Origin of the sequence: Mesorhizobium sp. M0633 (assembly GCF_040320645.1) — a bacterium.
Taxonomy (GTDB): domain Bacteria; phylum Pseudomonadota; class Alphaproteobacteria; order Rhizobiales; family Rhizobiaceae; genus Mesorhizobium.
This window is the reverse complement of sequence record NZ_JAMYQC010000019.1, coordinates 1-22,904: the sequence shown is the minus strand read 5'-3', so window position 1 is coordinate 22,904 and position 22,904 is coordinate 1. Positions and strand designations below refer to the sequence as shown.

21 protein-coding genes are annotated in these 22,904 nt (G+C 62.4%); 9 read left to right on the top strand and 12 right to left on the bottom strand.

Going from position 1 to position 22,904, the window contains the following annotated elements:
* Window positions 1-76: 76 nt before the first annotated feature.
* Together rsmD and NKI47_RS20035 are read right to left on the bottom strand one after the other, a co-directional pair.
* On the bottom strand, window positions 77-631 hold the full coding sequence (rsmD, locus tag NKI47_RS20040) for a 16S rRNA (guanine(966)-N(2))-methyltransferase RsmD (protein ID WP_352593029.1): 555 nt from the start codon (window positions 629-631) through the stop codon (window positions 77-79).
* On the bottom strand, window positions 612-2,540 hold the full coding sequence (locus NKI47_RS20035) for a pseudouridine synthase (protein ID WP_352593026.1): 1,929 nt from the start codon (window positions 2,538-2,540) through the stop codon (window positions 612-614). The genes rsmD and NKI47_RS20035 overlap by 20 nt, the downstream gene beginning before the upstream one ends.
* 76 nt (window positions 2,541-2,616) lie before the next feature.
* Here NKI47_RS20035 and NKI47_RS20030 point away from each other — a divergent pair, with 76 nt between their 5' ends.
* The gene (locus NKI47_RS20030; RefSeq protein ID WP_352593023.1) at window positions 2,617-3,069 is read left to right on the top strand and encodes a nucleoside deaminase; all 453 of its coding nucleotides are present in this window, start codon (window positions 2,617-2,619) and stop codon (window positions 3,067-3,069) included.
* Window positions 3,070-3,141: 72 nt separating this feature from the next.
* Here the strand turns inward: NKI47_RS20030 and NKI47_RS20025 are convergent, their stop codons facing one another.
* Window positions 3,142-3,822, bottom strand: coding sequence for a hypothetical protein (locus tag NKI47_RS20025; RefSeq protein WP_352458053.1), 681 nt, complete (start codon window positions 3,820-3,822; stop codon window positions 3,142-3,144).
* Between the two features lie 195 nt (window positions 3,823-4,017).
* Window positions 4,018-7,008 (bottom strand): isoleucine--tRNA ligase, encoded by a 2,991-nt coding sequence (gene ileS / locus NKI47_RS20020; protein WP_352593020.1) that lies wholly within the window; start codon window positions 7,006-7,008, stop codon window positions 4,018-4,020.
* Window positions 7,009-7,317: 309 nt separating this feature from the next.
* Here ileS and NKI47_RS20015 point away from each other — a divergent pair, with 309 nt between their 5' ends.
* Together NKI47_RS20015 and NKI47_RS20010 are read left to right on the top strand one after the other, a co-directional pair.
* Window positions 7,318-7,692 (top strand): Xre family toxin-antitoxin system antitoxin, encoded by a 375-nt coding sequence (locus tag NKI47_RS20015; protein WP_352593017.1) that lies wholly within the window; start codon window positions 7,318-7,320, stop codon window positions 7,690-7,692.
* Between the two features lie 2 nt (window positions 7,693-7,694).
* On the top strand, window positions 7,695-8,129 hold the full coding sequence (locus tag NKI47_RS20010) for an RES family NAD+ phosphorylase (RefSeq protein WP_352593014.1): 435 nt from the start codon (window positions 7,695-7,697) through the stop codon (window positions 8,127-8,129).
* Here the strand turns inward: NKI47_RS20010 and NKI47_RS20005 are convergent.
* Window positions 8,122-8,949 carry a MipA/OmpV family protein gene (locus NKI47_RS20005; RefSeq protein WP_352593011.1) on the bottom strand — a complete coding sequence of 276 codons (828 nt, stop codon included), beginning with the start codon at window positions 8,947-8,949 and terminating at the stop codon, window positions 8,122-8,124. The genes NKI47_RS20010 and NKI47_RS20005 overlap by 8 nt on opposite strands.
* Before the next feature lie 198 nt (window positions 8,950-9,147).
* Window positions 9,148-10,053, bottom strand: coding sequence for an alpha/beta hydrolase (locus NKI47_RS20000; RefSeq protein WP_031211148.1), 906 nt, complete (start codon window positions 10,051-10,053; stop codon window positions 9,148-9,150).
* Window positions 10,054-10,396: 343 nt separating this feature from the next.
* Between NKI47_RS20000 and NKI47_RS19995 the strand changes: the two genes are divergently transcribed.
* Window positions 10,397-10,951, top strand: a complete 555-nt coding sequence (locus NKI47_RS19995) for an HdeD family acid-resistance protein (protein WP_023674340.1) — start codon at window positions 10,397-10,399, stop codon at window positions 10,949-10,951.
* Between the two features lie 78 nt (window positions 10,952-11,029).
* Here NKI47_RS19995 and NKI47_RS19990 read toward each other — a convergent pair whose 3' ends face one another.
* Both NKI47_RS19990 and NKI47_RS19985 read right to left on the bottom strand, forming a co-directional pair.
* Window positions 11,030-12,013 (bottom strand): bifunctional riboflavin kinase/FAD synthetase, encoded by a 984-nt coding sequence (locus NKI47_RS19990; RefSeq protein WP_023674339.1) that lies wholly within the window; start codon window positions 12,011-12,013, stop codon window positions 11,030-11,032.
* A 9-nt stretch (window positions 12,014-12,022) separates the two neighbouring features.
* Window positions 12,023-12,883 (bottom strand): TIGR01459 family HAD-type hydrolase, encoded by an 861-nt coding sequence (locus tag NKI47_RS19985; protein WP_352593008.1) that lies wholly within the window; start codon window positions 12,881-12,883, stop codon window positions 12,023-12,025.
* Window positions 12,884-13,215: 332 nt separating this feature from the next.
* Here NKI47_RS19985 and NKI47_RS19980 point away from each other — a divergent pair, with 332 nt between their 5' ends.
* On the top strand, window positions 13,216-15,171 hold the full coding sequence (locus NKI47_RS19980; RefSeq protein ID WP_352593005.1) for a pilus assembly protein TadG-related protein: 1,956 nt from the start codon (window positions 13,216-13,218) through the stop codon (window positions 15,169-15,171).
* A 119-nt stretch (window positions 15,172-15,290) separates the two neighbouring features.
* Window positions 15,291-15,923 (top strand): LysE family translocator, encoded by a 633-nt coding sequence (locus NKI47_RS19975; RefSeq protein ID WP_023674336.1) that lies wholly within the window; start codon window positions 15,291-15,293, stop codon window positions 15,921-15,923.
* A gap of 6 nt (window positions 15,924-15,929) precedes the next feature.
* On the opposite strand, the gene NKI47_RS19970 is transcribed toward NKI47_RS19975, so the two are convergent.
* Window positions 15,930-16,754 carry a DUF2189 domain-containing protein gene (locus tag NKI47_RS19970; protein ID WP_352453716.1) on the bottom strand — a complete coding sequence of 275 codons (825 nt, stop codon included), beginning with the start codon at window positions 16,752-16,754 and terminating at the stop codon, window positions 15,930-15,932.
* Window positions 16,755-16,897: 143 nt separating this feature from the next.
* Complete coding sequence (locus NKI47_RS19965; RefSeq protein WP_352593002.1) at window positions 16,898-17,602, bottom strand: glutathione S-transferase family protein; 705 nt, start codon at window positions 17,600-17,602, stop codon at window positions 16,898-16,900.
* Window positions 17,603-17,707: 105 nt separating this feature from the next.
* Between NKI47_RS19965 and NKI47_RS19960 the strand changes: the two genes are divergently transcribed.
* The gene (locus tag NKI47_RS19960; protein ID WP_023674333.1) at window positions 17,708-18,073 is read left to right on the top strand and encodes a winged helix-turn-helix transcriptional regulator; all 366 of its coding nucleotides are present in this window, start codon (window positions 17,708-17,710) and stop codon (window positions 18,071-18,073) included.
* 276 nt (window positions 18,074-18,349) lie between these two features.
* On the opposite strand, the gene NKI47_RS19955 is transcribed toward NKI47_RS19960, so the two are convergent.
* Window positions 18,350-18,799: an SgcJ/EcaC family oxidoreductase gene (locus NKI47_RS19955; RefSeq protein ID WP_352592999.1), complete on the bottom strand. Its 450-nt coding sequence runs from the start codon at window positions 18,797-18,799 to the stop codon at window positions 18,350-18,352.
* Between the two features lie 62 nt (window positions 18,800-18,861).
* On the opposite strand from NKI47_RS19955, the gene NKI47_RS19950 reads away from it, so the two are divergent.
* Both NKI47_RS19950 and NKI47_RS19945 read left to right on the top strand, forming a co-directional pair.
* Window positions 18,862-19,317 (top strand): MarR family winged helix-turn-helix transcriptional regulator, encoded by a 456-nt coding sequence (locus NKI47_RS19950; RefSeq protein WP_352592996.1) that lies wholly within the window; start codon window positions 18,862-18,864, stop codon window positions 19,315-19,317.
* 235 nt (window positions 19,318-19,552) lie between these two features.
* Window positions 19,553-20,068, top strand: a complete 516-nt coding sequence (locus NKI47_RS19945) for a CAP domain-containing protein (protein ID WP_352592993.1) — start codon at window positions 19,553-19,555, stop codon at window positions 20,066-20,068.
* A 43-nt stretch (window positions 20,069-20,111) separates the two neighbouring features.
* Here NKI47_RS19945 and NKI47_RS19940 read toward each other — a convergent pair whose 3' ends face one another.
* Complete coding sequence (locus NKI47_RS19940; RefSeq protein WP_352592990.1) at window positions 20,112-22,796, bottom strand: EAL domain-containing protein; 2,685 nt, start codon at window positions 22,794-22,796, stop codon at window positions 20,112-20,114.
* Between the last annotated feature and the right edge of the window lie 108 nt (window positions 22,797-22,904).

Sequence of the window (22,904 nt, the reverse complement as noted above, 5' to 3'; positions counted from 1 at the left end):
GGACGATAGGCGGGGTTGCTGGTCGAGGCAAAGCGAATTGTTCGTCATTTTGAAGGCGCCATCGCGGAAGCCGAACTCAGGCGGCCTCGATAAACCGGATGACCGTCTCGCCATAGTTGCGCTCGTCGACAACCGAAAAGCCCGGCCCTGCCTCGAACGGCGCCGCGGCCGCTTCCTCGACAACGCAGAGCGCGCCGGGGGCAAGCCAGCCGCCTGCCTTGGCCGAGCGCAACGCGCGTTCGCCAAGGCCTTTGCCATAGGGCGGATCGGCGAAGACCAGGCCGAATGCGGCGATGGTGCCCGCCTCGCCCAAGCCCGTCGCGTCGCGGCGGAAAATCTTGGTGCGGCCGGTGAGGCCGAAGGCCTCGACATTGGTGCGGATCAGGCCGCGCCCTTCGGCGGATTCCTCGATGAAGACAGCGTAGGAGGCGCCGCGCGACAGCGCTTCGAGGCCGAGCGCGCCGGTGCCGGCGAACAGGTCGAGCACGCGCGCGCCGTCCAGTCTTTCGGGAAAGCGATGCGCCAGCACGTTGAAGACCGCCTCACGCGTGCGGTCGGTGGTCGGGCGGATGGCAAAGGTGCGGGGCGCCGCCAGCGGACGCCCGCGAAACTCACCGCCGACGATCCGCATTGCTTCCTTTCGGGCCGCCGCGCGGCCGGTCGCCGCCGCCATCCGGGCGCTCGCCGCGCGGTTTGCCGAACGGCTTTGCACCGCCGCCTTGCGGCTTGCCGCCGGGCTTACCATAAGACGGCTTGAACGATGCCTTACGCGCCTTGTTTTCTGCCGCCTTGGCGGCGTCTGCCTCCGCCCTGCCCTTGCCGATCGGCCGTGCGCCCGGCGCCATCCAGACATTGGCCTTGCGCTGGCCCGGCGGCTCGATCGGCCGCTGCTCGCGTTCGGATTTTTTCCCACCGAAGCCGCCACGAGGCTTGTCGCCACGGGGTTTGTCCCCGAAGTCGCTGCGTTCAGGTCTGGGGCCACGCTCGCCAAAGCTCTTTTTTGGCGCAAAGCTCCTGTCAGGGTTTGTCGACAGCTTGCCGAGCGCTTCGTCGCGGCTGCCCTCGCGCCGCTTGCGGTTCTTGATCAGGCCGCCCTCGCCGATCGGCCGGCGTTCGCCGTCGCGGGTGAATTTCGGCCGCTCGGGCTCCTCCTCGCGCTCACGCCTGACCGGCTTGTTGGAAAACGGCTTGGCGATATCGGCATCGAAATTGGCGCCGGACTCTTCGACCAGGCGCTCGCCGAGCTGGTCGCGCAGCACGCGGCCCTTGATCTCCAGCACATGGCCTTCCGGTAAATCGTCGAGCTGGAACGGCCCGTAGGAAATACGGATCAGCCGCGTCACGTCGAGACCGAGCGCGCCCAGGATGTTCCTGACCTCGCGGTTCTTGCCTTCGCGCAGGCCGAGTGTCAGCCACGCGTTCGAACCCTGCTCGCGGTCGAGCGTCGCCTCGATGGCGCCATAAAAGACACCGTCGACGGCAATGCCTTCGCGCAGGCCGGCAAGCGCGCTTTCCTCGACCTTGCCGTGGACGCGCACGCGGTAGCGTCGCAACCAGCCGGTCGCCGGCAGTTCGAGCACGCGCGACAGGCCGCCATCATTGGTGAGCAGCAGCAGGCCTTCGGTGTTGATGTCGAGCCGGCCGATGGTCATCAGCCGCGGCAGCCCGGGCGGCAGCACGTCGAAGACGGTCTTGCGGCCTTCGGGATCGCGGTTTGTCGTGACCACGCCGGCCGGCTTGTGGAACAGGAAAAGCCTGGTGCGCTCGATCGGCGGGATCTCCATGCCGTCGAGATGGATGATGTCGCCGGGCATGACGTTGAAGGCCGGCGAGGACAACACCTTGCCATTGACCTTGACGCGGCCGGCCGCAATCAGTTCCTCGGCGTCGCGGCGCGAGGCCAGGCCGGCACGCGCCAGCCGCTTGGCAATGCGTTCGCCGGCTTCTTCCGTTGCCTCGACGCGACGCGGGCGCGGCCTGAAGCCGCCTTCCGATGCCGCCTGTGCCCTTTGTGCCCCTTGCGGTCGATCGCCGCCAAAATCACGCTTGGGACGATCGCCAAAATCACGCTTGGGACGGTCGAAGCGCCTCTCGCCGCGCTCGCTTTCGGCAGCTGCTGGCCGGTCGCCGCGCGGTGCGTAAGGCTTGCGCGGACCTTCGCGCTTTTCATAAGGCGTGCCCTCCGGACGCGGCCCTTTGCTGAACGGCCTGTCGCCGCCTTTGAAGTCGCGCTTCGGCCGCTCGCCTTCGGCAGCTGCCGACCGGTCGCCGCGCGGCGCATAAGGCTTGCGTGGACCCTCGCGCTGTTCATAAGGCTTGCCTTCCGGACGCGGCCCTTTGCTGAACGGCCTGTCGCCGCCTTTGAGGTCGCGCTTCGGCCGTTCGCCTTCGGCCGCCGCCGGCCGGTCGCCGCGCGGAGCGTAAGGTTTTTTGGCGCCGAAGGGCGGCTTGCCGCCCTTGCCGGGAGCGCCATCGCGACCACGCGGCCCCGCCGGCTTCGGGCCGGCCTTGCGCGGGAATTTCTTGTTTTTGTCGTCCATGTGGCCTTTGCTCGTTTGCGCGGGTAGTAACAGGATCGCGCTCTAGTGGCGAGGAGATAATCGGAATGGAAACCGCGTGAAGCGGCAGGATTTCATGGCGCTGGCGCTTAAAGAAGCCGAAGCCGCCGCCCTGCGTGGCGAAGTGCCGGTTGGCGCGGTCGTCGTCGGCGGCGATACGGTCGTTGCGAGTGCCGGCAACCGCACCCGCGAGTTTGCCGATCCCACCGCCCATGCCGAGATGCTGGCGATCCGCGAGGCCTGCCGCAAGCTTTCCACCGAGCGGCTCAGCGGCCACGATCTCTATGTGACGCTGGAGCCGTGCGCCATGTGTGCCGGCGCCATCTCCTTCGCCAGGCTGCGCCGGCTTTATTTCGGCGCTGCCGACGAGAAGGGCGGCGCAGTGGTCAACGGCGTTCGCTTCTTCACGTCACCGACCTGCCACCATGTGCCCGACATCTATCCGGGCATGGCCGAGAACGCAGCAGCAGCATTGCTGAAGGACTTTTTTCGCGAGCGACGCGGACCCTGATTTTCTGGTCCAGCAGACGGTCCAAATCCAAGTCAGCCAATCCAGGGCAAGAACGTCTCTGGCGCCGTCAGCCTACCAGGGCAGCCAGTCGAACATGCCGCCGCTCTTACTCTTGGCGGCCGCCTCCCTCTTGAGGCGGCGTTCCTTCTTGTACTCGTCCTCGCCGAGGTCACCCTGCGGCGCGGTGGCGGCGGCAGCGCGGTATTGCACCGGCGGCTCGCTCAGATATCTGCGGGTGGTCGGGTCGCCCTGTTTGCCTTCAGCCCGGCGGCGCATGATTTCCGCGGCGCGGCTCTTGTCCGAATCGGCCGGAGTCCAGGCTGGCGGGTGGCTCGAGCCCGACTGCTTCAGCGCGGCCTTGACCGACGCCGGATCCGTCTGCACGTCATCGATGACCTGCGCCTGGTAGGCCGGGTCGTCCTGATGCAGGGTGGCATCGGCGCGCAGGCGGGCACGGCGCTGCTCCGGCGATTCGGGCCATTCGGCACTCGCCGTCTCGATGCTTTCCTGCGGCGGCGGCAAGACTTCCTTCTGCCCCGGCCCCGGCTTCACCAGCGTGGGGCGCGGCTTGTAGTCGATACTATCCTTGCGCTTGGGTGCGAAGGAAAAAGCCCCGGTGAGGTCGCCGGCAAGCTGCGCGCCCGCGGTCTTGTCGGTCCCGTAAGTAGGCGAGCCCATGCAGCCGGACAAGGCGAGGCCCGATACGACAAGCGGCGCCAGCAGCGCAACGCGCGCGTAAGTTCTCTCGGTCATGCCAAAAAGTCCCACTGTAGACAGCCTCTCGATTGCCGCCGGCCAAAGAAAGGTCCGGTCCCCATCGCCTATGCTCTTCCGACGGAATTCCGGCGACAATTTGTCGTCCGGAGTTTCGCGTGTTTACCTCAACCACTCGTTAAGGGCAACGCGCGGGGGCCGATCGGCCGCCCGCCGTGGCATTTGTGCACCGCCTTAAAGACGGCTCAAAGCCTTCAGCTCATGCAGAACAGCGGCGTCACGGGCCGAAACATCCGGGAATTCCGGATCTGAGCCGACATCGGCGGTGTAGCGCCAGGAGCGCGCGCACTTCACCAGGCCACGGTCCTCCGCCTTCTCGACGACCACGGCGACGCCCTTGACGTCGTCGAGGGTAAAGCTGCCCGCCGGCGCTTTGCCGTGCATGATAACCAGATCGCTGGTGATCGCCATCTCGGCCATGTCGACATCGGCGATCGCCGCTTCGAGCACGGCATCGTCGAGGGTGACGACCGGCACCGCTTCCAGCGAAGAGCCGATGACCTTCTGCGCACGGGCGATTTCCAACGCCCCGGTGACGACACGGCGGACCTGCCGCACCTTGCGCCACTTCTCCGCCAGCGCCTCGTTCTTCCAGTCCGCCGGGATCTCCCGGAACTGGTCGAGATGCAGGGAGACCGCATCCGGATGACGGTCGAGCCAAGCCTCTTCCATGGTGAAGGGCAGCATCGGCGCCAGCCATTTCACCAGGCAGTCGAAGAGATGGCGCACCACCTGCACGGAAGCCTTGCGCTTCACGCTGGAAGGCGCTTCGCAGTAAAGCGCGTCCTTGCGGATGTCGAAATAGAAGGCCGACAGCTCGACCACCATGAAGTCGAGCAGCGCGCGGGTGATGCGCTTGAATTCGAACGCGTCGTAGCCCGAGCGTACGACTTCATCGAGTTCAGCGAGCCGGTGCAGCATCAGCCGCTCCAGCTCCGGCATCTTGTCCAGCGGCACCTCCTCACCGTCGTCATGGGCGAGCGTGCCCAGCATCCAGCGGATGGTGTTGCGCAGCTTGCGGTAGGCGTCGATATTGGTCTGCAGCACGTTCTTGCCGAGCCGCTGGTCTTCCCAATAATCGGTCGTCACCACCCACAGCCGCAAGATGTCGGCGCCGGACTGCCTGATGACGTCCTGCGGCACGACGGTGTTGCCGAGCGACTTCGACATTTTCCGCCCCTCCTCATCCATGGTGAAGCCATGGGTGACGACGGTGTCGTAGGGCGCCCTGCCCCTGGTGCCGCAGCTTTCGAGCAGCGAGGAGTGGAACCAGCCGCGATGCTGGTCGGAGCCTTCGAGATAGACGTCGGCCGGCCATTTCAGGTCGGGCCGGTCCTCAAGCGTGAAGGCATGCGTCGAGCCTGAATCGAACCAGACATCGAGGATGTCCATGACCTGCTGCCATTTCGAGGCATCGTGATTGCCGAGGAACCGCTCCTTGGCGCCGGCGGCGAACCAGGCGTCGGCGCCTTCTTTCTCGAAGGCGTCCATGATGCGCTGGTTGACTGCCTCGTCGCGCAGCACATTGCCGTCGGCATCGGCAAAGACGGCGATCGGCACGCCCCAGGCGCGCTGGCGCGACAGCACCCAGTCGGGGCGCTCCTCGATCATGGCGCGGATGCGGTTCTGGCCGGCGGCGGGCACGAAGCGGGTATCGTCGATGGCTTTCAGGGCGCGGCTGCGCAGCGTCGTGCCGTCGCCAAGCTCCTTGTCCATATAGACGAACCATTGCGGCGTGTTGCGGAAGATGATCGGCTTCTTCGAGCGCCAGGAATGCGGATAGGAGTGCTTCAGGCGGCCGCGCGCGAACAGCGCGTTGCGCTTGATCAGCTCGTCGATGACAGCCTGGTTGGCGTTGCCCTTCTTGCCATTGTCGTCGATGACGCGCGCCGCTCCACCCTCGCGGTCCGGGCCGAAGCCCGGCGCGTCCTTGGTGAAGAAGCCGGCATCGTCGACGGTGAAGGGGATCGCGGTGTCGATGCCACGCTGGCGAAGGTCAGAGGCAGCATCCATCCAGGCGTCGAAGTCTTCGCGGCCATGTCCCGGCGCGGTGTGGACGAAACCGGTGCCGGCATCGTCGGTGACGTGATCGCCGGCGAGCATCGGCACGGGAAAATCGTAGCCGCCGCCCAGAGCTTTGAGGGGATGCGAAAGCGTAAGGTTTTCAAGCTCTTCGGCGCCAACGCTGCGAAGCCGATTCAGAGTGACCTTGGCCTTAGCGGCAGCGTCGTCCGCAAGTTTCTCGGCAAAGATCAGCTTTTCGCCGGGCTGAGGACCAAAGGCGTTCTCGGCCGCCGTAACCTCGTAGAGACCATAGTTGATGCGCGGCGAGTAATTGACGGCGCGGTTGCCGGGGATTGTCCACGGCGTCGTAGTCCAGATGACGACGTTGGCATCAAGCAGATCGAGCGACGTCTGCGTCAGCTTGGGGTCCAGGGCTGGCTGCCCATCCTCGATGTTGATGACCTGGCGAACGAGGCTGACGACCGGAAACTTCGCCCAGATCGTGTCCGACTCATAGTCCTGGTATTCGACCTCCGCCTCGGCCAGCGCGGTGCGCTCGACCACACTCCACATAACCGGTTTGGAGCCGCGATAGAGCTGGCCGGACATGGCGAATTTCAGCAGCTCGCCGGCGATGCGCGCCTCAGCATGGAAAGCCATTGTTGTATAGGGATTGTCGAAGTCGCCGACGACGCCGAGCCGCTGGAATTCGGAACCCTGCACCTTGATCCAGTGCGCCGCAAACTCGCGGCATTCCTGCCGGAACTCGTTGACCGGCACCTCGTCCTTGTTCTTGCCCTTGGCGCGGTACTGCTCCTCGATCTTCCATTCGATCGGCAGGCCGTGGCAATCCCAACCGGGTACATAGTTCGAGTCATAGCCGCGCATCTGGAACGAGCGGGTGATGACGTCCTTGAGGATCTTGTTCAGCGCATGGCCGATATGGATGTTGCCATTCGCATAGGGTGGGCCGTCGTGCAGCACGTATTTTTCGCGGCCGGCTGCGTCTTCGCGCAACTTGCGGTAAAGATCCATGTCCTGCCAGCGTTTGACCAGCAGCGGTTCCTTTTCCGGCAAACCGGCGCGCATCGGGAAATCCGTCTGCGGCAGGTAGAGCGTTTTGGAATAATCGATCGTCTCGGCGGTCTCGGTATCAGTCATTCGTCTGCCATATGCGTTGCCCGGCGGCAAAAGAGCCCGGGCGTTGAACTATCATGATCTGGAAAAAGCGCGAGAGGCGCGCGCAAGATTCCCGGCGGCTCCGGCGGCGGTCAAGCCGCCCGGAACACCGGGCCTGTAATTCGTATCGCAGTCGCGGGAAGGCGCGAAAAGCTCGTCATGGCTGGGCTTTTAACCGAGACAGGCGACGTTGAAAAGCCCGAACTCTGATGCTTCCTTGCGTCGTGTGCCAATTGCGCATACATTTGTAGGCAAATGGCAAGCAGAATGGCCTGTGCCAAGGAGACGTTCATGTCGGTCGCAGCAAGGGCAATTCGCGCAACACACGACTTTTCCGTCCCTACGGACAAGATCGATCATCTGCGCAGTCTGGGTTTCAGTAGCGAAGAACTCTATCGTATCGTTGCCCCCCGCCGCACGCTGGCGCGTCGCAAGGAACGTGCCGAGCCGCTTTCGACAGCTGAATCCGACCGCGCCCTGCGCCTAGAACGCATCGCCGAGCAGGCGGATCGTGTATTCGGCAGCCATGAGAAAGCCCAGCGTTGGCTGAGAAGCGAGATCATAGCATTGGATGATGCAAGGCCGATCGATCTCCTCGAGACAGAGACCGGCGCCCACGTCGTTTCCGAAGAGCTTATCCGCATCGACTTTGGCATGCTTGCCTGACGATGCGCATCTGGCGCATCTCCAATTTCGCGGATCTCTCGGGTCGTGGCGGAACGCTCGTTGATGGAAGATGGAACAGGCGCGGGATGCCCATCGTGTATTGCACCGACCACCCTTCGACGGCACTGCTGGAGATACTGGTGCATGGGACGCGCGAAACCGTTCCGGAAACCTACCAGCTTATCGAAATCGATGTTCCGGACGGAATAGAAATGACCGAACCGGTTATCCATGACGGCTGGGACAAGGATATGGAATCGACACGGCGACAGGGCACGGACTTTCTCTCGGCCAATCGTTACGCGCTCATGAAAATTCCTTCGATCATAATGCGCAAAGCAAACAACTATCTGCTCAACCCGACCCATGACGATGCGTCACGCATTACGATTGCGGGCCTATACCGTTATCCGTTCGACAGCCGTTTGATCAAATGAGCCGACGCCTACCCGCACACATCGAAAAATCGAAGCGATAGGTCGTCGACACGCCGATCATGAACTGATCCCTGGAGCCGCGCTCCTTGACCAGGCTGGAATCGGCGGCCGGGCCCATCAGGCGGGAATATTCGCCGAACAGACTGGCCGTCATCGGCTCGGTCACCTTCCAGGTCACCGCGCCGCCCAGGCCCGCCGACTTCACCCCGCCGCCGGGATGATATTCGCTAAGTCCCGAGGCCAGGGACTCCTTGGCATCAACGCCGTAATAGGCGTCGAAATAGTCCGATGAGGCGAACGAAACGCGCGGTCCGGCCGAAATCCTGACGTCGGGCGTCACATCGTAAAAGGCGTCGGCGGCGATGTCGGCGACAAAACCGTTATGGGCGCGAATGCCGTGCCGCAATTCGGCGCGGGCACGCAGCCAATCCAAAGGATAGAATTCGAAGAAGCCGCCAGCCTCGCCGCCCCAACGTACCGGGTCGAGACCCTTCAATTCGTCGGCGTCACCACCGTCGCGGGAAAACAGGAACTTGCCTGTCAGGCCGGCGCGGACGCCGCCATCGTCGATCAATGCCAATGAAATATTGTCGTTGCGCGAGGTGAAGCGCGCCGCGGGACCAGCCTTGCCGAGCGAGATGATCGGCGAGGCACTGAGCAGGTACTTCTTGCCGCCCTCGAAATTCGGGGCAACCATGCCGGTGGCGCCGACCGTCAGGTACCAGTCTCCGGACAGCCAGCCGAAGGTGCCCTCGCCGGCCTTGGCAACGCCGCAGGTGCCGAGCATGAATGCGGCCAAGATCGTCGGGACAGACCGCATCGTTACTCCATACGTCGAACGCATTGGCCGATACAACCAGCCTTGACTGAAGCCATGGCGCCAGTTCGGTAAAATTTGACTTAATATCCGCAACATTGGCAGCGTTGGCCGGCCTGTTCCGCGTTGCAGTCGATTGTTTGGCGCACCAAGATTCCAGATCAAGTGTTTGGAACACGATAGCAGTTGCCTCGGCAGGGGTTACAAACATTCGCGGACAAACATGCCTGCGCTGTGAAGAGCGCGGCGACCGGCGCTCAACCCCGCATTCCAAACCGGCCAAGCGTGAATCATATGAGGCCAAATTTCGAGACCTACTTTAACGTCAGCCGCGCCAGCGGCTTCGGCGAGCCGAGTTGCGTCCGACAACAGCGTCTCGGCCGAACCGGCTTGTATCAGCATTGGGGGAAATCCGCTCAGATCGGCGAACAAAGGCGAGATCAGCGGATCGCGCCGACCAACGCCATTGGGAACATAGGCCGTTGCCAGTTCCTCCAAATACGCCCGGTGGATGATAGGGTCGATTGCGTCCTTGGTTGATAGTGTCGCGCCGGACATCGAAAGGTCCGTCCAAGGCGAAACCAGCCAAAGACATCGCGGCAACGGCTCGCCTGCCGTGCGCAATATACTGACCAGGCACAGAGTGAGGTTGCCGCCCGCACTGTCTCCGCCAACCACGATGCGATCCGACGCGATGCCTTGCCGGCTCAGAAAGCGCCATGCGGTGAGTGCGTCTTCATGTTGCGCAGGGAAAGGATGTTCCGGTGCGCGGCGATAGTCGATCGCGAGGGTGCGTATTCCCATTGCCCGACCTGCCTCGGTAACCATTCGACGATGACTTTTAAGGGAGCCGGAGCAGTAGCCACCACCGTGGAAAAAGAGCAGAACCTTATCCCTGTCACTCCCAGGCGCCAGGGACCACTCGCCCGCGAGGCCATCGAAAACCACATGCTCGCATCGGATGTCCTCCGCGACTGGCCACACCGAACCGACTTCGTCGAGCCGTGCCCGGCGTTCGTCCCAGCGGACCGTTCGAGGCTTTGAGGTCAACAACCTGCGGACGGCGTTGATCTCCGTCAGATCGAGGTGTTCGTCCGCATCGCTCATTTTGCTTCCCTAGCCTCATCAAGCGTAGAAAACGGCATATAGCAGCAGCACACGTCATCGTATAAAGGGCCAATGCCAGCACTGGGAATTTTCGTTACACTTGCGCCGCGGCGAATACACGGGACGACGGGTCGCCCGTAAACCCGCTTGTTATCTTTTAGCACTGGCTCACCCCCCACATGATCGAATTATTCCATCTGGTATTTGGCCGCTTCGGGTCAAAAACGGAGGTCTAGCGGATCGCTCGGGAGTGTGGCGCTCACAGCCTGCTCGCTGGACGGGCAAGGCGATCGGCGCTACCTTCCGGAACAAAGAAGCTAGGCAACCTTGAGGGAGAAGGGCAATGACCGTGCACAGCGATGCCATGAAAGATGCCATTGGCCAGACGCGGGCGAAATGGGGGTGGTTCGTGGCGCTCGGGGTGCTGCTGCTTGTCTTCGGCGGCATCGCCTTCGGCAATCTGTTCATCGCAACCGTCGCCTCCGTCTTTGTCGTGGGCTGGCTGATGCTGATGGCCGGCATTGTTGAGATTATCCATGCCTTCGGCGTGAAGACATGGGGCCGCTTCTTCTATTGGCTGCTCAGCGGCCTCCTCTACGCCGTCGCCGGCTTCTTCGCCTTCGACAATCCGGTCCTCGCCTCGACGGTGCTGACCTTCCTCCTGGCGGTCGCGCTGCTTGCTTCAGGCGTGCTCAGGGCCTGGGTAGGCTACAGCCACCGGCCGCAGCCGGGCTGGGGCTGGGTGGTCGCGGCCGGCATCATCAGCGCACTGGCGGGACTGGTCATCGCCATGGGCTGGCCGGTCAACAGCGTGTGGGTGCTCGGCCTGTTCCTGGCCGTCGACCTGATCTTCCAGGGCTGGACCTTCATCGCCCTTGGCTTGGCACTGAAGAGATAAATTCTGGTTGAGCATGATCTTAATCGGAAAACCGGTTCCCAGTTTTTGCTTCGCTGACCTTCAGTTCGGGACCATGCTCTAAAAAGCTATGGCCGCGTCCAGCCCGGAAAGCGGCCTGACGCCGGCGAGCAGTGCCTTCGCCTCGGCCTCGTCACGCTTCATCTGGGCGACCAGCGCGTCAAGCCCATCGAACTTCACCTCCGAGCGCAGGTAGCCGAAGAAGGACACGGCACAAATCTCTCCATAGAGGTCGCCGGAAAAGTCAAAGACGAAGGTCTCCAGCAGCGGCGCGCCACTGTCGTCGACCGTCGGCCGGCGGCCGAAGCTGGCGACGCCATCATGTAGCGAACCGTCGGCGCGGCGGAAGCGGACGGCATAAATCCCTTCCTTGAGGGTGGCTTCCGGCGAAAGCCTCATGTTTGCGGTCGGAAAGCCGAGTGTCCGGCCGAGCTGCTGGCCGCCGATCACCTCCGCCTGGACGGTGAAACGGTAGCCGAGCAAGCCGGCGGCCTCGGCCACATTGCCCTCGCACAGCAGCGTGCGTATGCGGCTCGACGACACCACCTCGGCGCTTTCGTCGCGAAACGCATCCACCAGCGTGACGCCGAAGCCGTGGCGCTCGCCGGCAGCCATCAGATAGGCCGGACCGCCCTGGCGGTCCTTGCCGAAATGGAAATCGAAGCCGGTAACGGCGTGGCTTATGCCGAGGTTGCGCTCGAGCACGCCGGTGACGAAGGCCTCCGCCGACAAGGAGGCGAACTCGCGTGTGAACGGCTGTTCGACCAGCGCCGCAAAGCCCAGATGCGACAACAGCCGCGCCTTCATCGGCGGCGGCGTCAGCACGAACAACGGCATGTCCGGCCTAAACACCTTTCGCGGATGCGGTACGAAGGTCAGCACCAGGGCGGGTACGCCGCGACGCTCCGCTTCGGCGCGCGCGCGTTCGAGCACCGCCTGGTGGCCGCGGTGGACGCCGTCGAAATTGCCGATAGCCACCACGCCGCCGCGCAGATGGGCCGGCAGCGGTGCGGTTGCGGAAATGCGTTCGAACATGGCCGTCATGGCTTGAACCTATTGCAGCCTGGGAATCACCGCGACCGGCCTGTAGCCATATTTTTCCAGGAAGGCCGCGAGCCTGGCCGGATCCGGCTGCAGCGTCTCACCGTAATCGCGGGCATGGATGCCGCCCGATACGTAGAGCACGTCGAAGCCATTGTCGGCCGCGCCCTTGATGTCGGTCATTATGCCGTCGCCGATGGCCAGAACTTGCGAACGCTCGACCGGGCGGCCGAGAATGACGGCGATCTCCTTCATGGCGACGTCATAGACCGGCGCGTAGGGTTTGCCGGCGATCAGCGTGCGTCCGCCAAGCTGTGCGTATTCGCGGGCCAAAGCGCCTGCGCACCAGATCATGCGTTCGCCGCGCTCGACGACGATGTCGGGATTGGCGCAAATGAAGGGCAGGTTCCTGGCACGCAGCCTCTGCAGAAGATCGGCATAATCTTCCGGCTTCTCCACCTCGTCATCGAACAGGCCGGTGCAGACCACGCCGGATGCTTCGAACTCCTCGACGAGTTCGACGTCGAGGCCCTCATAGAGCGTGAAATCCCGATCGGCGCCTATATGGAAGATCTTTCGCGGCCCTTCGGCGATCAGGTCGCGGGTAACGTCGCCGGACGTCACGACACGGTCGTAGGCGGCGGGCGGAACGCCGATGGCGCTCATCTGTGCCACCACGTCGGCGCTGCGACGCGGCGAATTGGTGATCAGCACGACAGGTATTTTCGCCGCGCGAGCAGCGATCAGCGCGGCAGCCGCCGCCGGGAAATGCCATTCGCCATTGTGCACCACGCCCCAGACGTCGCACAGGATGGCTGAATAGGCTCCCGACAAGTCTGCGAGCGAACCGATGATGTCGGGCGAATCCGCCATGCCGTTGTCCCTGTACCATGATGCTTGCAAGCGCCGCGACCGACGGTCCGTAGCGGCCGGCCCGGATTAACCGAAGCGCTTCGCTCTGTCACCAGCTTTCGTTGTGCCCGCAAGATTGCCGCCCGGCGACGCCGGCGAGGACGTGATGGCGAAAGCCTTCTTTTTCAGAGCCTTATGGGGCTTTGCCGCAGAGCAGCATTGCCGATTGCGGACGTGTGGTTAACAGGCATTGAAAAACCGTGCCGACCTTGAACGTATTTTAGCAATCGGAAATTTAAAAATGCGTGGCATCGTCCGGAAAAAAAACGGGGCGGGCGGGAATGCTGAAGGCAATGATCGGAAATTTCCGACGCGACAGACGTGGCAACTACTCCTTAATGACCGCAATCACCATTGTACCGCTGATGGGCGGGTTGGCGCTCAGCGTCGATTACGGGGAGTTGTTGCGCCAGAAGCACGAAACGCTGAATGCCCTTGACGCGGCCGGCATCGCCGCCGCCCAGCAGATCGTTGCCGGCGCCAGCGACGACGACGTCAAGGCCTACGCCAAGACATTTTTCGAAACCAATCTCGCACGTATCGACCCGGCGAACACAGCGCTGACCGTCACGCTGCCCAACAACAATGCCGGCGGCGGCACCTTGAAGCTCTGCGCCGGCCTCACCTTCCACCCCTATTTTCTACCGGCCGCCAGCGTGCTGATCGGCGGCACGGCAAGCGACACGACCTTCACCGAATGTTCGGAACTCCGCCTCAAGAACACCCTCGAAGTCGCGCTTGTGCTGGATAATTCCGGCTCGATGAGCGATCTCGGCTCCGGCACCGGCGAGAAGCGAATAGACCTGCTGAAGTCGGCCGCCAAGCAGCTTGTCGATACGCTGGCGCTTCAGGCGCAGCAGATGAAGCAGATCACCAAACCGGTGCAGTTTTCTCTCGTGCCGTTTGCGGCTTCGGTCAATGTCGGCCCTACCCACGACCAGGACGGCTGGATGGATCAGGACGGCATCTCCCCGATCCAGCACGAGGATTTCGACTGGACGACGATGAGTGCCGCCAACAATCCGGACAAATATGCCGAGAAGCTCAACGGCGTCTGGTACAAGCGCGGCACCGGCTGGGCCGAGACCAAGGACCAGCCGCTGACGCGTTTCAGCCTCTACGCCGACATGACGGTCGAATCGGGCCGCGAAGAGGTACCCAATTCGAAGCAATATGTCTGCGACACATACAAGAAGAACGGCACCTGCCAGTACGGCCACTGGAGCGCACCGGAATATATCTACACCACAAGCCGCTATGCGAGCTGGCAAGGTTGCGTCGAAGCACGGCCATATCCCTACAATGTCGACGACACCACGCCCGATACAGCCGCGCCGGCCACGCTTTTCGTGCCGATGTTCGCCCCGGATGAGGCTGGCACTCTGTGGCTCGATTTCAACCGTGACGGCATCAACGACGTCATCGGCACGTCCTACAATTACGGTAACAACTGGTGGGCCGATTGGCCCTATGTCGCCGGTCCTACGGCTTCCCAGCGCCAGTCTGACATGCGCAAATATTTCCTGGTAAAACCATACGGTTCGCAATCCGCAGCCGCGGGCGATGGGCCGAATTCCTCCTGCACCACCAACCCCATCACGCCGTTGAAGGACGTCAGTCAGGACGCAGAGAAGCAGGAGATCAAGGACGCCATCGACGCCATGGCGCCGAACGGCAACACCAACGTGCCGGAGGGCCTTGCCTGGGGCTGGCGAACTGTATCGAGCAACCCACCGTTCACCGATGGTCGGCCGAACAGCGAGAGGGGCAACGACAAGGTGGTCGTGGTGCTGACCGACGGAGCCAATACTTATAGTGCCGTCAGCGACGGCAGATACGCCAACAACAGGTCGACCTACGCCGCCTACGGCTACACTGGGCTGACCTATCCGGGATCTGGAAGCGTAACCCGCCTGTTCATGAATACCAGCACCGATATCGGCAAGACCACCTATACCGGTGCCAACTACACGGCAGCACTCGACGAGCAGATGAAAACGCTCTGCGCCAATGCAAAGAATTCGAACATTCTGGTGATGACGGTGGCGCTCGACCTGTCGCCCACAGATGCCAGCGACAAGAAGGCAATCGATGCGCTGAAGGCGTGTTCGTCGGATTCGCGCTTCCGCAAGGATTCGGCCGACCCGAGCAAGCCGGCCAAGCTGTTCTGGAATGCGACGGGCGCGACTCTGTCGGACAATTTCAAGGAAATCGCCAACGAATTGTCGAACCTGCGCATCGTCGGCTGAAGGCGATGGGATTGGCGACTAAGGCAGGGGCCCCGGCGCACTGGCGCAAAGGCTCCTGCCCTCATGCCCTTGCGGGTGATGGAAGCATGTGGTGAGTGTCCTCATCCGGAGATGCGCTCTTGCCTGAACCCGCCAACCACCTTGCCTTTGCGCTGGTCTGCCTCGGCATGGTGCTGACGCCCGGCCCGAACATGATCTATCTAATCTCGCGCTCGCTGTCGCAAGGGCCGAAGGCCGGGCTGATCTCGCTGGGCGGTGTGGCGCTCGGTTTTTTGTTCTACGTGCTGTCGGCGGCGTTCGGCATCACCGCGCTGCTGCTCGCCGTGCCCTTTGCCTATGATGTGCTGCGCCTTGCCGGCGCGCTTTATTTGCTGTGGCTCGCCTGGCAAGCGGTGAAGCCCGGCGGGCGCTCGCCCTTCCAGATCCGCGAACTGCCGAAAGACAGGCCGCGCAAGCTGTTCGCCATGGGCCTGATGACCAACCTGCTCAACCCGAAGGTGGCAGTGCTCTATCTGTCGCTGCTGCCGCAATTCATCAGCCCCGGCAAGGGCCACGTGCTGTCGCAGCTTCTGGTGCTCGGTGCCACGCAGGTCGCGATCAGCCTGACCGTCAACGCCATCATCGCGGTGACGGCCGGCTCGATCGCCATCTTCCTCGCCGGGCGGCCGCTATGGCTGGTGATCCAGCGCTGGATGATGGGCACGGTGCTGACCGCGCTGGCCGTCAAGATGGCAACCGACGCGCAACGCTGATCGGTCCTACATCGGCCGCCTGACCTGCTGTGCCCGCTCCGGTTCGACCACCCTGCGGTAGAGATGCCAGGTCGCGTGGCCAAGGATGGGCATGACGACGGCAAGCCCGGCAAATAGCGGGATCGAGCCGATGACCAGGAGCACGGCGACCATCAGGCCCCACAGCGCCATCTGCAACGGGTTTGTCATAACTGCCCTTGCCGACGTCTCGACTGCCGAGACCGCGCCGACATCGCGGTCGAGCAGCAGCGGAAAGGCGACGACAGTCGTCGCCAGCACGATCGCGGCGAAGGCGAACCCAGCCAGGTTGCCGAGCAGGATCAGTGTCCAGCCCTTGCTGGTCGTCAGCACTTCGCGAATAAAGCCGACGATAGAGGCCGGAGGCTGATTGCCGTACAGGCTGGTGTAGATCGATTGCGCGGTGAACAGCCAGAGCAGGAACAGTACCACCAGCATGATACCGATGACTGCAATCGCGGGCAGCGCCGGCGAGTGGCGCACGTCGAGCGCATGCCACCAGGATGTATCCATGCCGAACTCGCGCCGGCGGCTGATCTCGTAAAGGCCGATAGCGGCGAACGGACCGACCAAAGCGAAGCCGGACATCAGCGGATAGATGAGCTGGATGGCGTTCGAGCCCGAGGTCCATTGCGTCAGGATCAGGCCGACCACCGGATAGATCAGGCACAGGAACACATAATGCGAGGGCTTGGCCCAGAAATCCTCTACGCCGAGACGGAGCGCATCGATCAGATCCTCGGTGCTGATGCGGCGCACCGTGGGCTGTACATGCATTCCACGTGCGTCCGCCATGACATGAAAGCCGGCCATAACCTTTCTCCCGTGTGTCGGGGCGGTCACCGCCAGGATGGCCGCCCGCAGCTGCCACTTCAAGAACGCCCGTATGATAGCGGATCTCGGTGTGCTTGTCGCCACCGCCCGGCGCCGGGGCGCCGGGCGGCTGAACGAACGGATTAGGCCGCGAAGCGATCGATCACCTCGGCCAGCGGCACCTGACCGAGGCAAGCGCCTGACCCGGCGGGCTTTTCGCCAGCCTCGACAGCGAGCGCGTAGCGCACGGCCGGATCGGCTTCGATGCGGCGACGTAGCGCCGCCACCCTGGGATAAGCGGCGCCGTCGACCGCCTGGTGGAACTCCGCCCAGCGCGCCACGCCGATCAGCGTGGTATCGGCAAGCGTCAGCCGGTCGCCGACCAGGAAATCCGTGTCGAGGATCATCGCCTCGAGCTGGTCATGGCGGTTGGTAACGACCTTGCGGCCAAAGTCACGCAAGGTCGCCAGCAGCACCGGTTCGGCCGGCTCCATTTCATAAGCAGCCCAGAGCGGGGTGAAAGCGGCGGTGAAACCGGTGTTCACGAAAGCCATCAGCTGGTGCATCCGGTCGGCTTCCGGCGAGCGAGACTCAAAGCTGATACGACGTTGCGTATCGCGAGCTTCGAGCCAGGCGGCAATCGCCATGGTCTCGGTGAGCACCCTGCCCTCGTCCGTGATCAACACCGGCGTTTCCTGGCGGCCGTTGATACTGGCATAGGCGTCGTTCTTCATCTCAGCGAGCATGTCGACACGACACAGGCGGTAGGGCTGTCCGAGGCGTTCAAAAGCAGCGACAAGCCCCATCGAACTTCCCAGCGGGAAGCCGTAAAGGAGAATAGGTTCCATTTCTTTCTCTCTTCCATGTTAGGGGTCACGCTGCGCAGCGAAACTTGACCCTAAACGCTGGTCGCCCCATGTAAATTACGCACTATTCTGTAACCAGGTCCCGCCATGAAAGATGTCGTCTCACGCTGCCCGATCGAGGAGACCATGCGTGTGCTCAGCGGTCGCTGGCCCACCTTGCTGCTCTATTATCTCAAGGACGGTACCAAGCGCTTCAGCGACCTGAGGCGTGACAATCCGACAGTGTCGCACCGCATCCTGGCGCTCGAACTACGCAAGCTGGAGGAAGCCGGGATTGTGCGGCGAACAGCGCATGCCGGCTATCCGCTACACGTGGATTACGACCTGACGGAGCCCGGTCTCAAGCTTGTGCCGCTCATCGACGCCCTGGGCGATTGGTGGGAAGATACCGAGGACGATCGGGCCAGCCGGGCTACATCGACGCCGGAAACCAAACTCGTGGCGGCGGAATAGCCGACCGGCGATCACCGCGCCGCCAAGAACTGCCGGCGAGAGCCCAGCGCTCCAAGCCGTTCATACATTAGATCCCGCAAGACCAAGGCGACCGGCTATGAGGCGCGCCATTGTGGTCGGCCAAACCGGACAAGGCACGGGCCATCCAGCACCAACTCCTGTAGCATAGCTCGCCAATCCCGATCACCTGACCCGCCGTTCGATCTCATTGCCCGATCAGATCGGCTTGACTATGCTGGATGGCTGTCGCTTTCGATTCTGACGTGAATGAAGAGCCTACTTATCCTCTTGAAGTTTCTCCTGAGACTTTGCCATTTGATCGTCCCCAAGTTCCATATTGTGCATCGTTGTAATCAACCATTCATCATGATCCCGCGTCGCCACTACGCTGATTAATCCGCGCCGACGCGGCCATTCGTTTCCCATCGGATCGAGCGCGCCAGTCATGGACCACCGCAGGTCGAGCGTGGCAACGTCAGGGCGAACAAGCCTGTTCCGCGCGCTTTCGGCGGATAGATGGCTGTGCTTGAACATCTTCTCAAAAATTGGGGCATGGAACTGCTCGATCTTGTCACGTCCAGTCGCCTGCATACCGAAGACGTTTGTAAACTCGGCATCTGCCGCGAATACGGCGGCAAAGGCGCGAGCATCGTGACGATTCCAAGCTTCGATCAGCCTGTGCGCGACACTTTCCACCCCTTCAGTTCGGATGTTGCCGGTAGCCATGCTGATCTCCTGTCATATAGTTCGGTTGCCATACTATATGGGCACCATATAAGTTTGGAAAGATGGATAATCAGCCATACACGCAGTCTCTGCTTCTCTATGCTTATCAATCGTCGGCGAGCGCTTTGGTCCAGGTGCTCCGGGAGAGCGGCCATTCGGCAATCAAGCCCAAACACGGCGCTGTATTCGCCAACATCGACGCGGAAGGAACCCGACCCAGCGTCCTCGCAGAGCGTGCGGGCATTGGCAAAGCATCGATGGGTGAGTTGATCGATGAACTGGAGCGCCTCGGTTATGTTCGGCGTTCACATGATCCGAACGACCGACGGGCCAAATTAATCGTTGCAACTGACGAGGCGCTTGCGGTGATCCGGACCGTCCACGATTTCAATCAGCGTCTCGAAGACCAATACCGAAGGCTGCTTGGTGCTCAGGCGTACGAATCGCTCCGGTCGTCATTGCAAGCGATATCCCCCAGCGAAAATTTGCAACCGAGGATACCTCGCCAGCGCTCGTGAAGCCGCAAAGGTAGGGCAAAAGAAGCTCTCTGTCCGTGAATGCCTGACTGGGTATCGAGTCCCTGGGAGTGTCGAGCCCGAACAGCCGCCTGGGCGAATGCTGGCATCCGAGCAAGCCTGTTTCGATTGAGCGGTGAAATCAATCTGACACAGTGCCATCGCGTCGAAACCATTCATCACGCATTTTCACCGCCCTGCCCGGCAAAAGCCATGATCGCGGTTATGTCAGGCCGGCATGACCGTTACGAAAATCGAAAATTATGAGGCCCAACCAAGCCTAAGCAGGCGCGTGCTGCTCAGAGCTGCCGGCCTTGGCGCCCTTGCCGGGCTCGTCGCCTGCGCCACCGTGCTGCCCACCGGCGAAGGCGCCGGTGTCTCTGCCTCCGCCGCTGGCACGCTGGCCGGCATCCGCGCTTCGCCGGGTCTCGGGCCGCTTGTCCCCGATGCGCCGCTCGAGCAGGCGGCGCTGCAGCAGGCCGGCTATATGGCGCGCGGCGGCCGAATGAACCACACCACCGGCTGGGGCAAGGACTTTGCCTCGCGCGTCAAAGACAATGGCATTGCCGGCGCTGCCGCCGAAAACATCGCCGAAGGCCGCTTCGACCAGCAGAAGCTGTTTGATATCTGGGTGCATTCGCCAGGCCACCGCCGCAACATGCTCGACCCGCGCTTCACCCGCTTCGGCCTCGCCTATGTGCGCGACGGCCGCGACAGCACGCTTCGCTACTGGTGCCTTGTGCTCGGCAGATAACTTCCGCCATTTGGTCGGCAGAAGCCTGCTGGCGACCGATCCGTCAGTCTTTGCGGCCGCCGCCGAGCAATTCCTCGACGTCCTGCGCACAAATCGGCCTGCTGAAATGATAGCCCTGCATTTCGTCGCAATTGTTTCTGCGCAGGAAAGCCACCTGATCATCTGTCTCAACGCCCTCGGCGATGACCCTCAGGTTGAGATTTTGCCCCAATGAAATCACCGCGCTGGCCACAGCCTGATCGTTCTCGTCGGCGGCGAGATCCTTGATGAAGGACTTGTCGATCTTCAGCCGCGCCACGGGAAAGGTCTTGAGTGCGCTGAGGCTGGAATAGCCGGTGCCAAAATCATCGATCGAGATCTGGACACCCAGGCTTTGCAGGGCGTTCATGGTGGCGACCGCCAGCTCGATATCCTGCATGATAAGGCTCTCGGTCACCTCCAGCTCGAGATACCTGGCCTCCAGGCCGCTGTCCTTCAGCGCGCTGACGATGCGATCGATCAGGTTGCGCTCCCTGAATTGCCGCGCCGACACATTCACGCAAACGGTCAAGGGCGGCAGTCCTGCGTCTTGCCAGGCTTTGTTCTGCCGGCACGCCTCATGCAGAACCCAGTCGCCGATCGATACGATCAGACCTGTCTCCTCGGCGGTCGGGATGAACATCGTCGGCATTACCGTGCCAAGCGTTGGGTGGTTCCAGCGTATCAGCGCCTCGACCGCAAAAACCCGACCTGACCGAAGGTCCACCTGCGGTTGGTAGAGCAGCGTGAATTCCGAACGCGCCAAGGCGTTTCGCAACTCTTCCTGAAGCACGAATTTTTCATGCGCCCTGGTGTTGAACTCCGGAGCGTAAAACTGGAAATTATCGCGGCCGAACTCCTTGGCGCGATACATGGCCGCGTCGGCATTTGCCAACAGCGTATCGGGATCCGTCCCATCCTTGGGATAGTTGGCAATGCCGATGCTGGCCGTCGCCCGCACAAGATGCGCTCCGAGCTGAACCGGCTCGGCGAGTGCAGCCCTGAGCTTTTGCAAGGTCTCGGAAACGAGATCGACGTTCGCCGGCTGGTCGAAAAGCACGACGACGAATTCGTCGCCGCCAAGCCGCACGACGGTATCGGTCGCCCGGACGCAGTCGACCATGCGACTTGCGACGATCTTCAGGAGCTCGTCGCCGGCATTGTGGCCGAGCGTGTCGTTGACGAATTTGAAATTGTCCAGATCGATGAACACCACTGTCACCCAGCGATCGTATCGCTGGGCGTACAAGACTGCCTGTGAAAGCCGGTCCTCCAACAAGGCGCGATTGGGGAGCCCGGTCAGCACGTCATGATTGGCCATGAAGTGGATCCGGTCTTCGGCCTGTTTGCGTTCGATGGCGATCCCGGCGATGCGCGTGGTGAAATCGATGAGGCGAGTCTCGGCCTCGGTCGGTTCGCGCACCGTCACAGAATACATCGCAAAAACGCCGAGCACGGCGCCCTGATGCGACAGGATCGGCGTCGACCAGCATGAACGCAAACCGTGTGGCCGCGCGAGTTCGCGATAGTCCTGCCAAAGCGGATCCTGCATGATGTCAGCGACAATCACCGGCTCGCGCCGATAGACTGCGGTACCGCAAGACCCTGCCCTTGGGCCTACCGCGGCGCCGTCGACGGCGTCGGTGTAGTCTCTCGCCAGGCTCGGCGCGGCGGCGTGGCGCAAGTGGCTGCCATCCTTGTCGAGCAGCAAGACCGAACCGAATATCCCCGCCAGTTGGGACTCGACCAGACGCATGAGCCGCTCGAGCACGTCTTCGAGGGGAGCGCTCTTTGCGATCATCTCGAGGATATGCGCCTGCCCGTCGCGAAGGATTTCGGCCTGCTTGCGCGCAGTGATGTCACGGGCAATGCCGACGAGGCCGAAAATGTTGTTCTGAACGTTGCGCAACGGCAGTTTCGTAGACAGGAACCATTTGCCGGTGCCTGACGCATCGACGACGAACTCCTCCTCGTCGATCATCGGCTGTCCGTCGCGCATCAGTTGCTGCTCGATGACGCGAAATTTCTGCGCAAGATCCGGCGCGTGAAGGTCGAAGTCGCTCAGACCGATCATGTCGCTCGTGCTGTCTCGACCGCTGTCGGACGCAATGGCTCGGTTGGCGACGACGAAGCGGCTTTCGGTGTCCTTCACCCACATGTAGTCAGGCACCAGGTCGATCAGCGTCTGCAAGGAGATACGCTCGTCGACGACCAAGCGGTTGGCGCTGAGCTCGCTGATGTCCTCATGCGTGGCCACCCAGCCGCCGTCAGGCATCGGCTGATGGCAGACCTGAATTGTCCGGCCATCGGCGAGCTCGGCTGTCCAGTTCCCCGAAGCCGCGCCCGAATTGACTGCCCGGGCCAACGCCAGATAAGCGTCCGCATTCATTGCCGAGGTTCCGACAGCGACGCGCCGCTCGACGATTTCGCGCAGCGCCGCACCCGGCTGCAATTGCTCCGGTGCAAGGCGATAGATTTCCGCATAGCGTCGATTGCACAGGATCAGCCGTTCATCGGCATCAAAGAAACAGATGCCTTGCGAGATGTTCTCTATCGCGGTCTGGAACCGCAGTGCCTGGTCCTGAAGTGCCGCAATCGTGGCGCGAAGCTCGCGCTCGAGGGCCTCATATGAGGCAGTCGCCAGTTGTGCCAGCGTCGTCAAATTTGCGGATTCGGGCGCGTCGGTTTGCCTGGATGACTTCGTGGCCAAAGTATCCATCCGGTGAAGACCGCAGACGTGTATCCGGCGGCCATGAGGACCTGAGCACCGCGGTGCCGGCGTCAAGTTTTTGATGGGGAGACGCGATGATATTCTTCG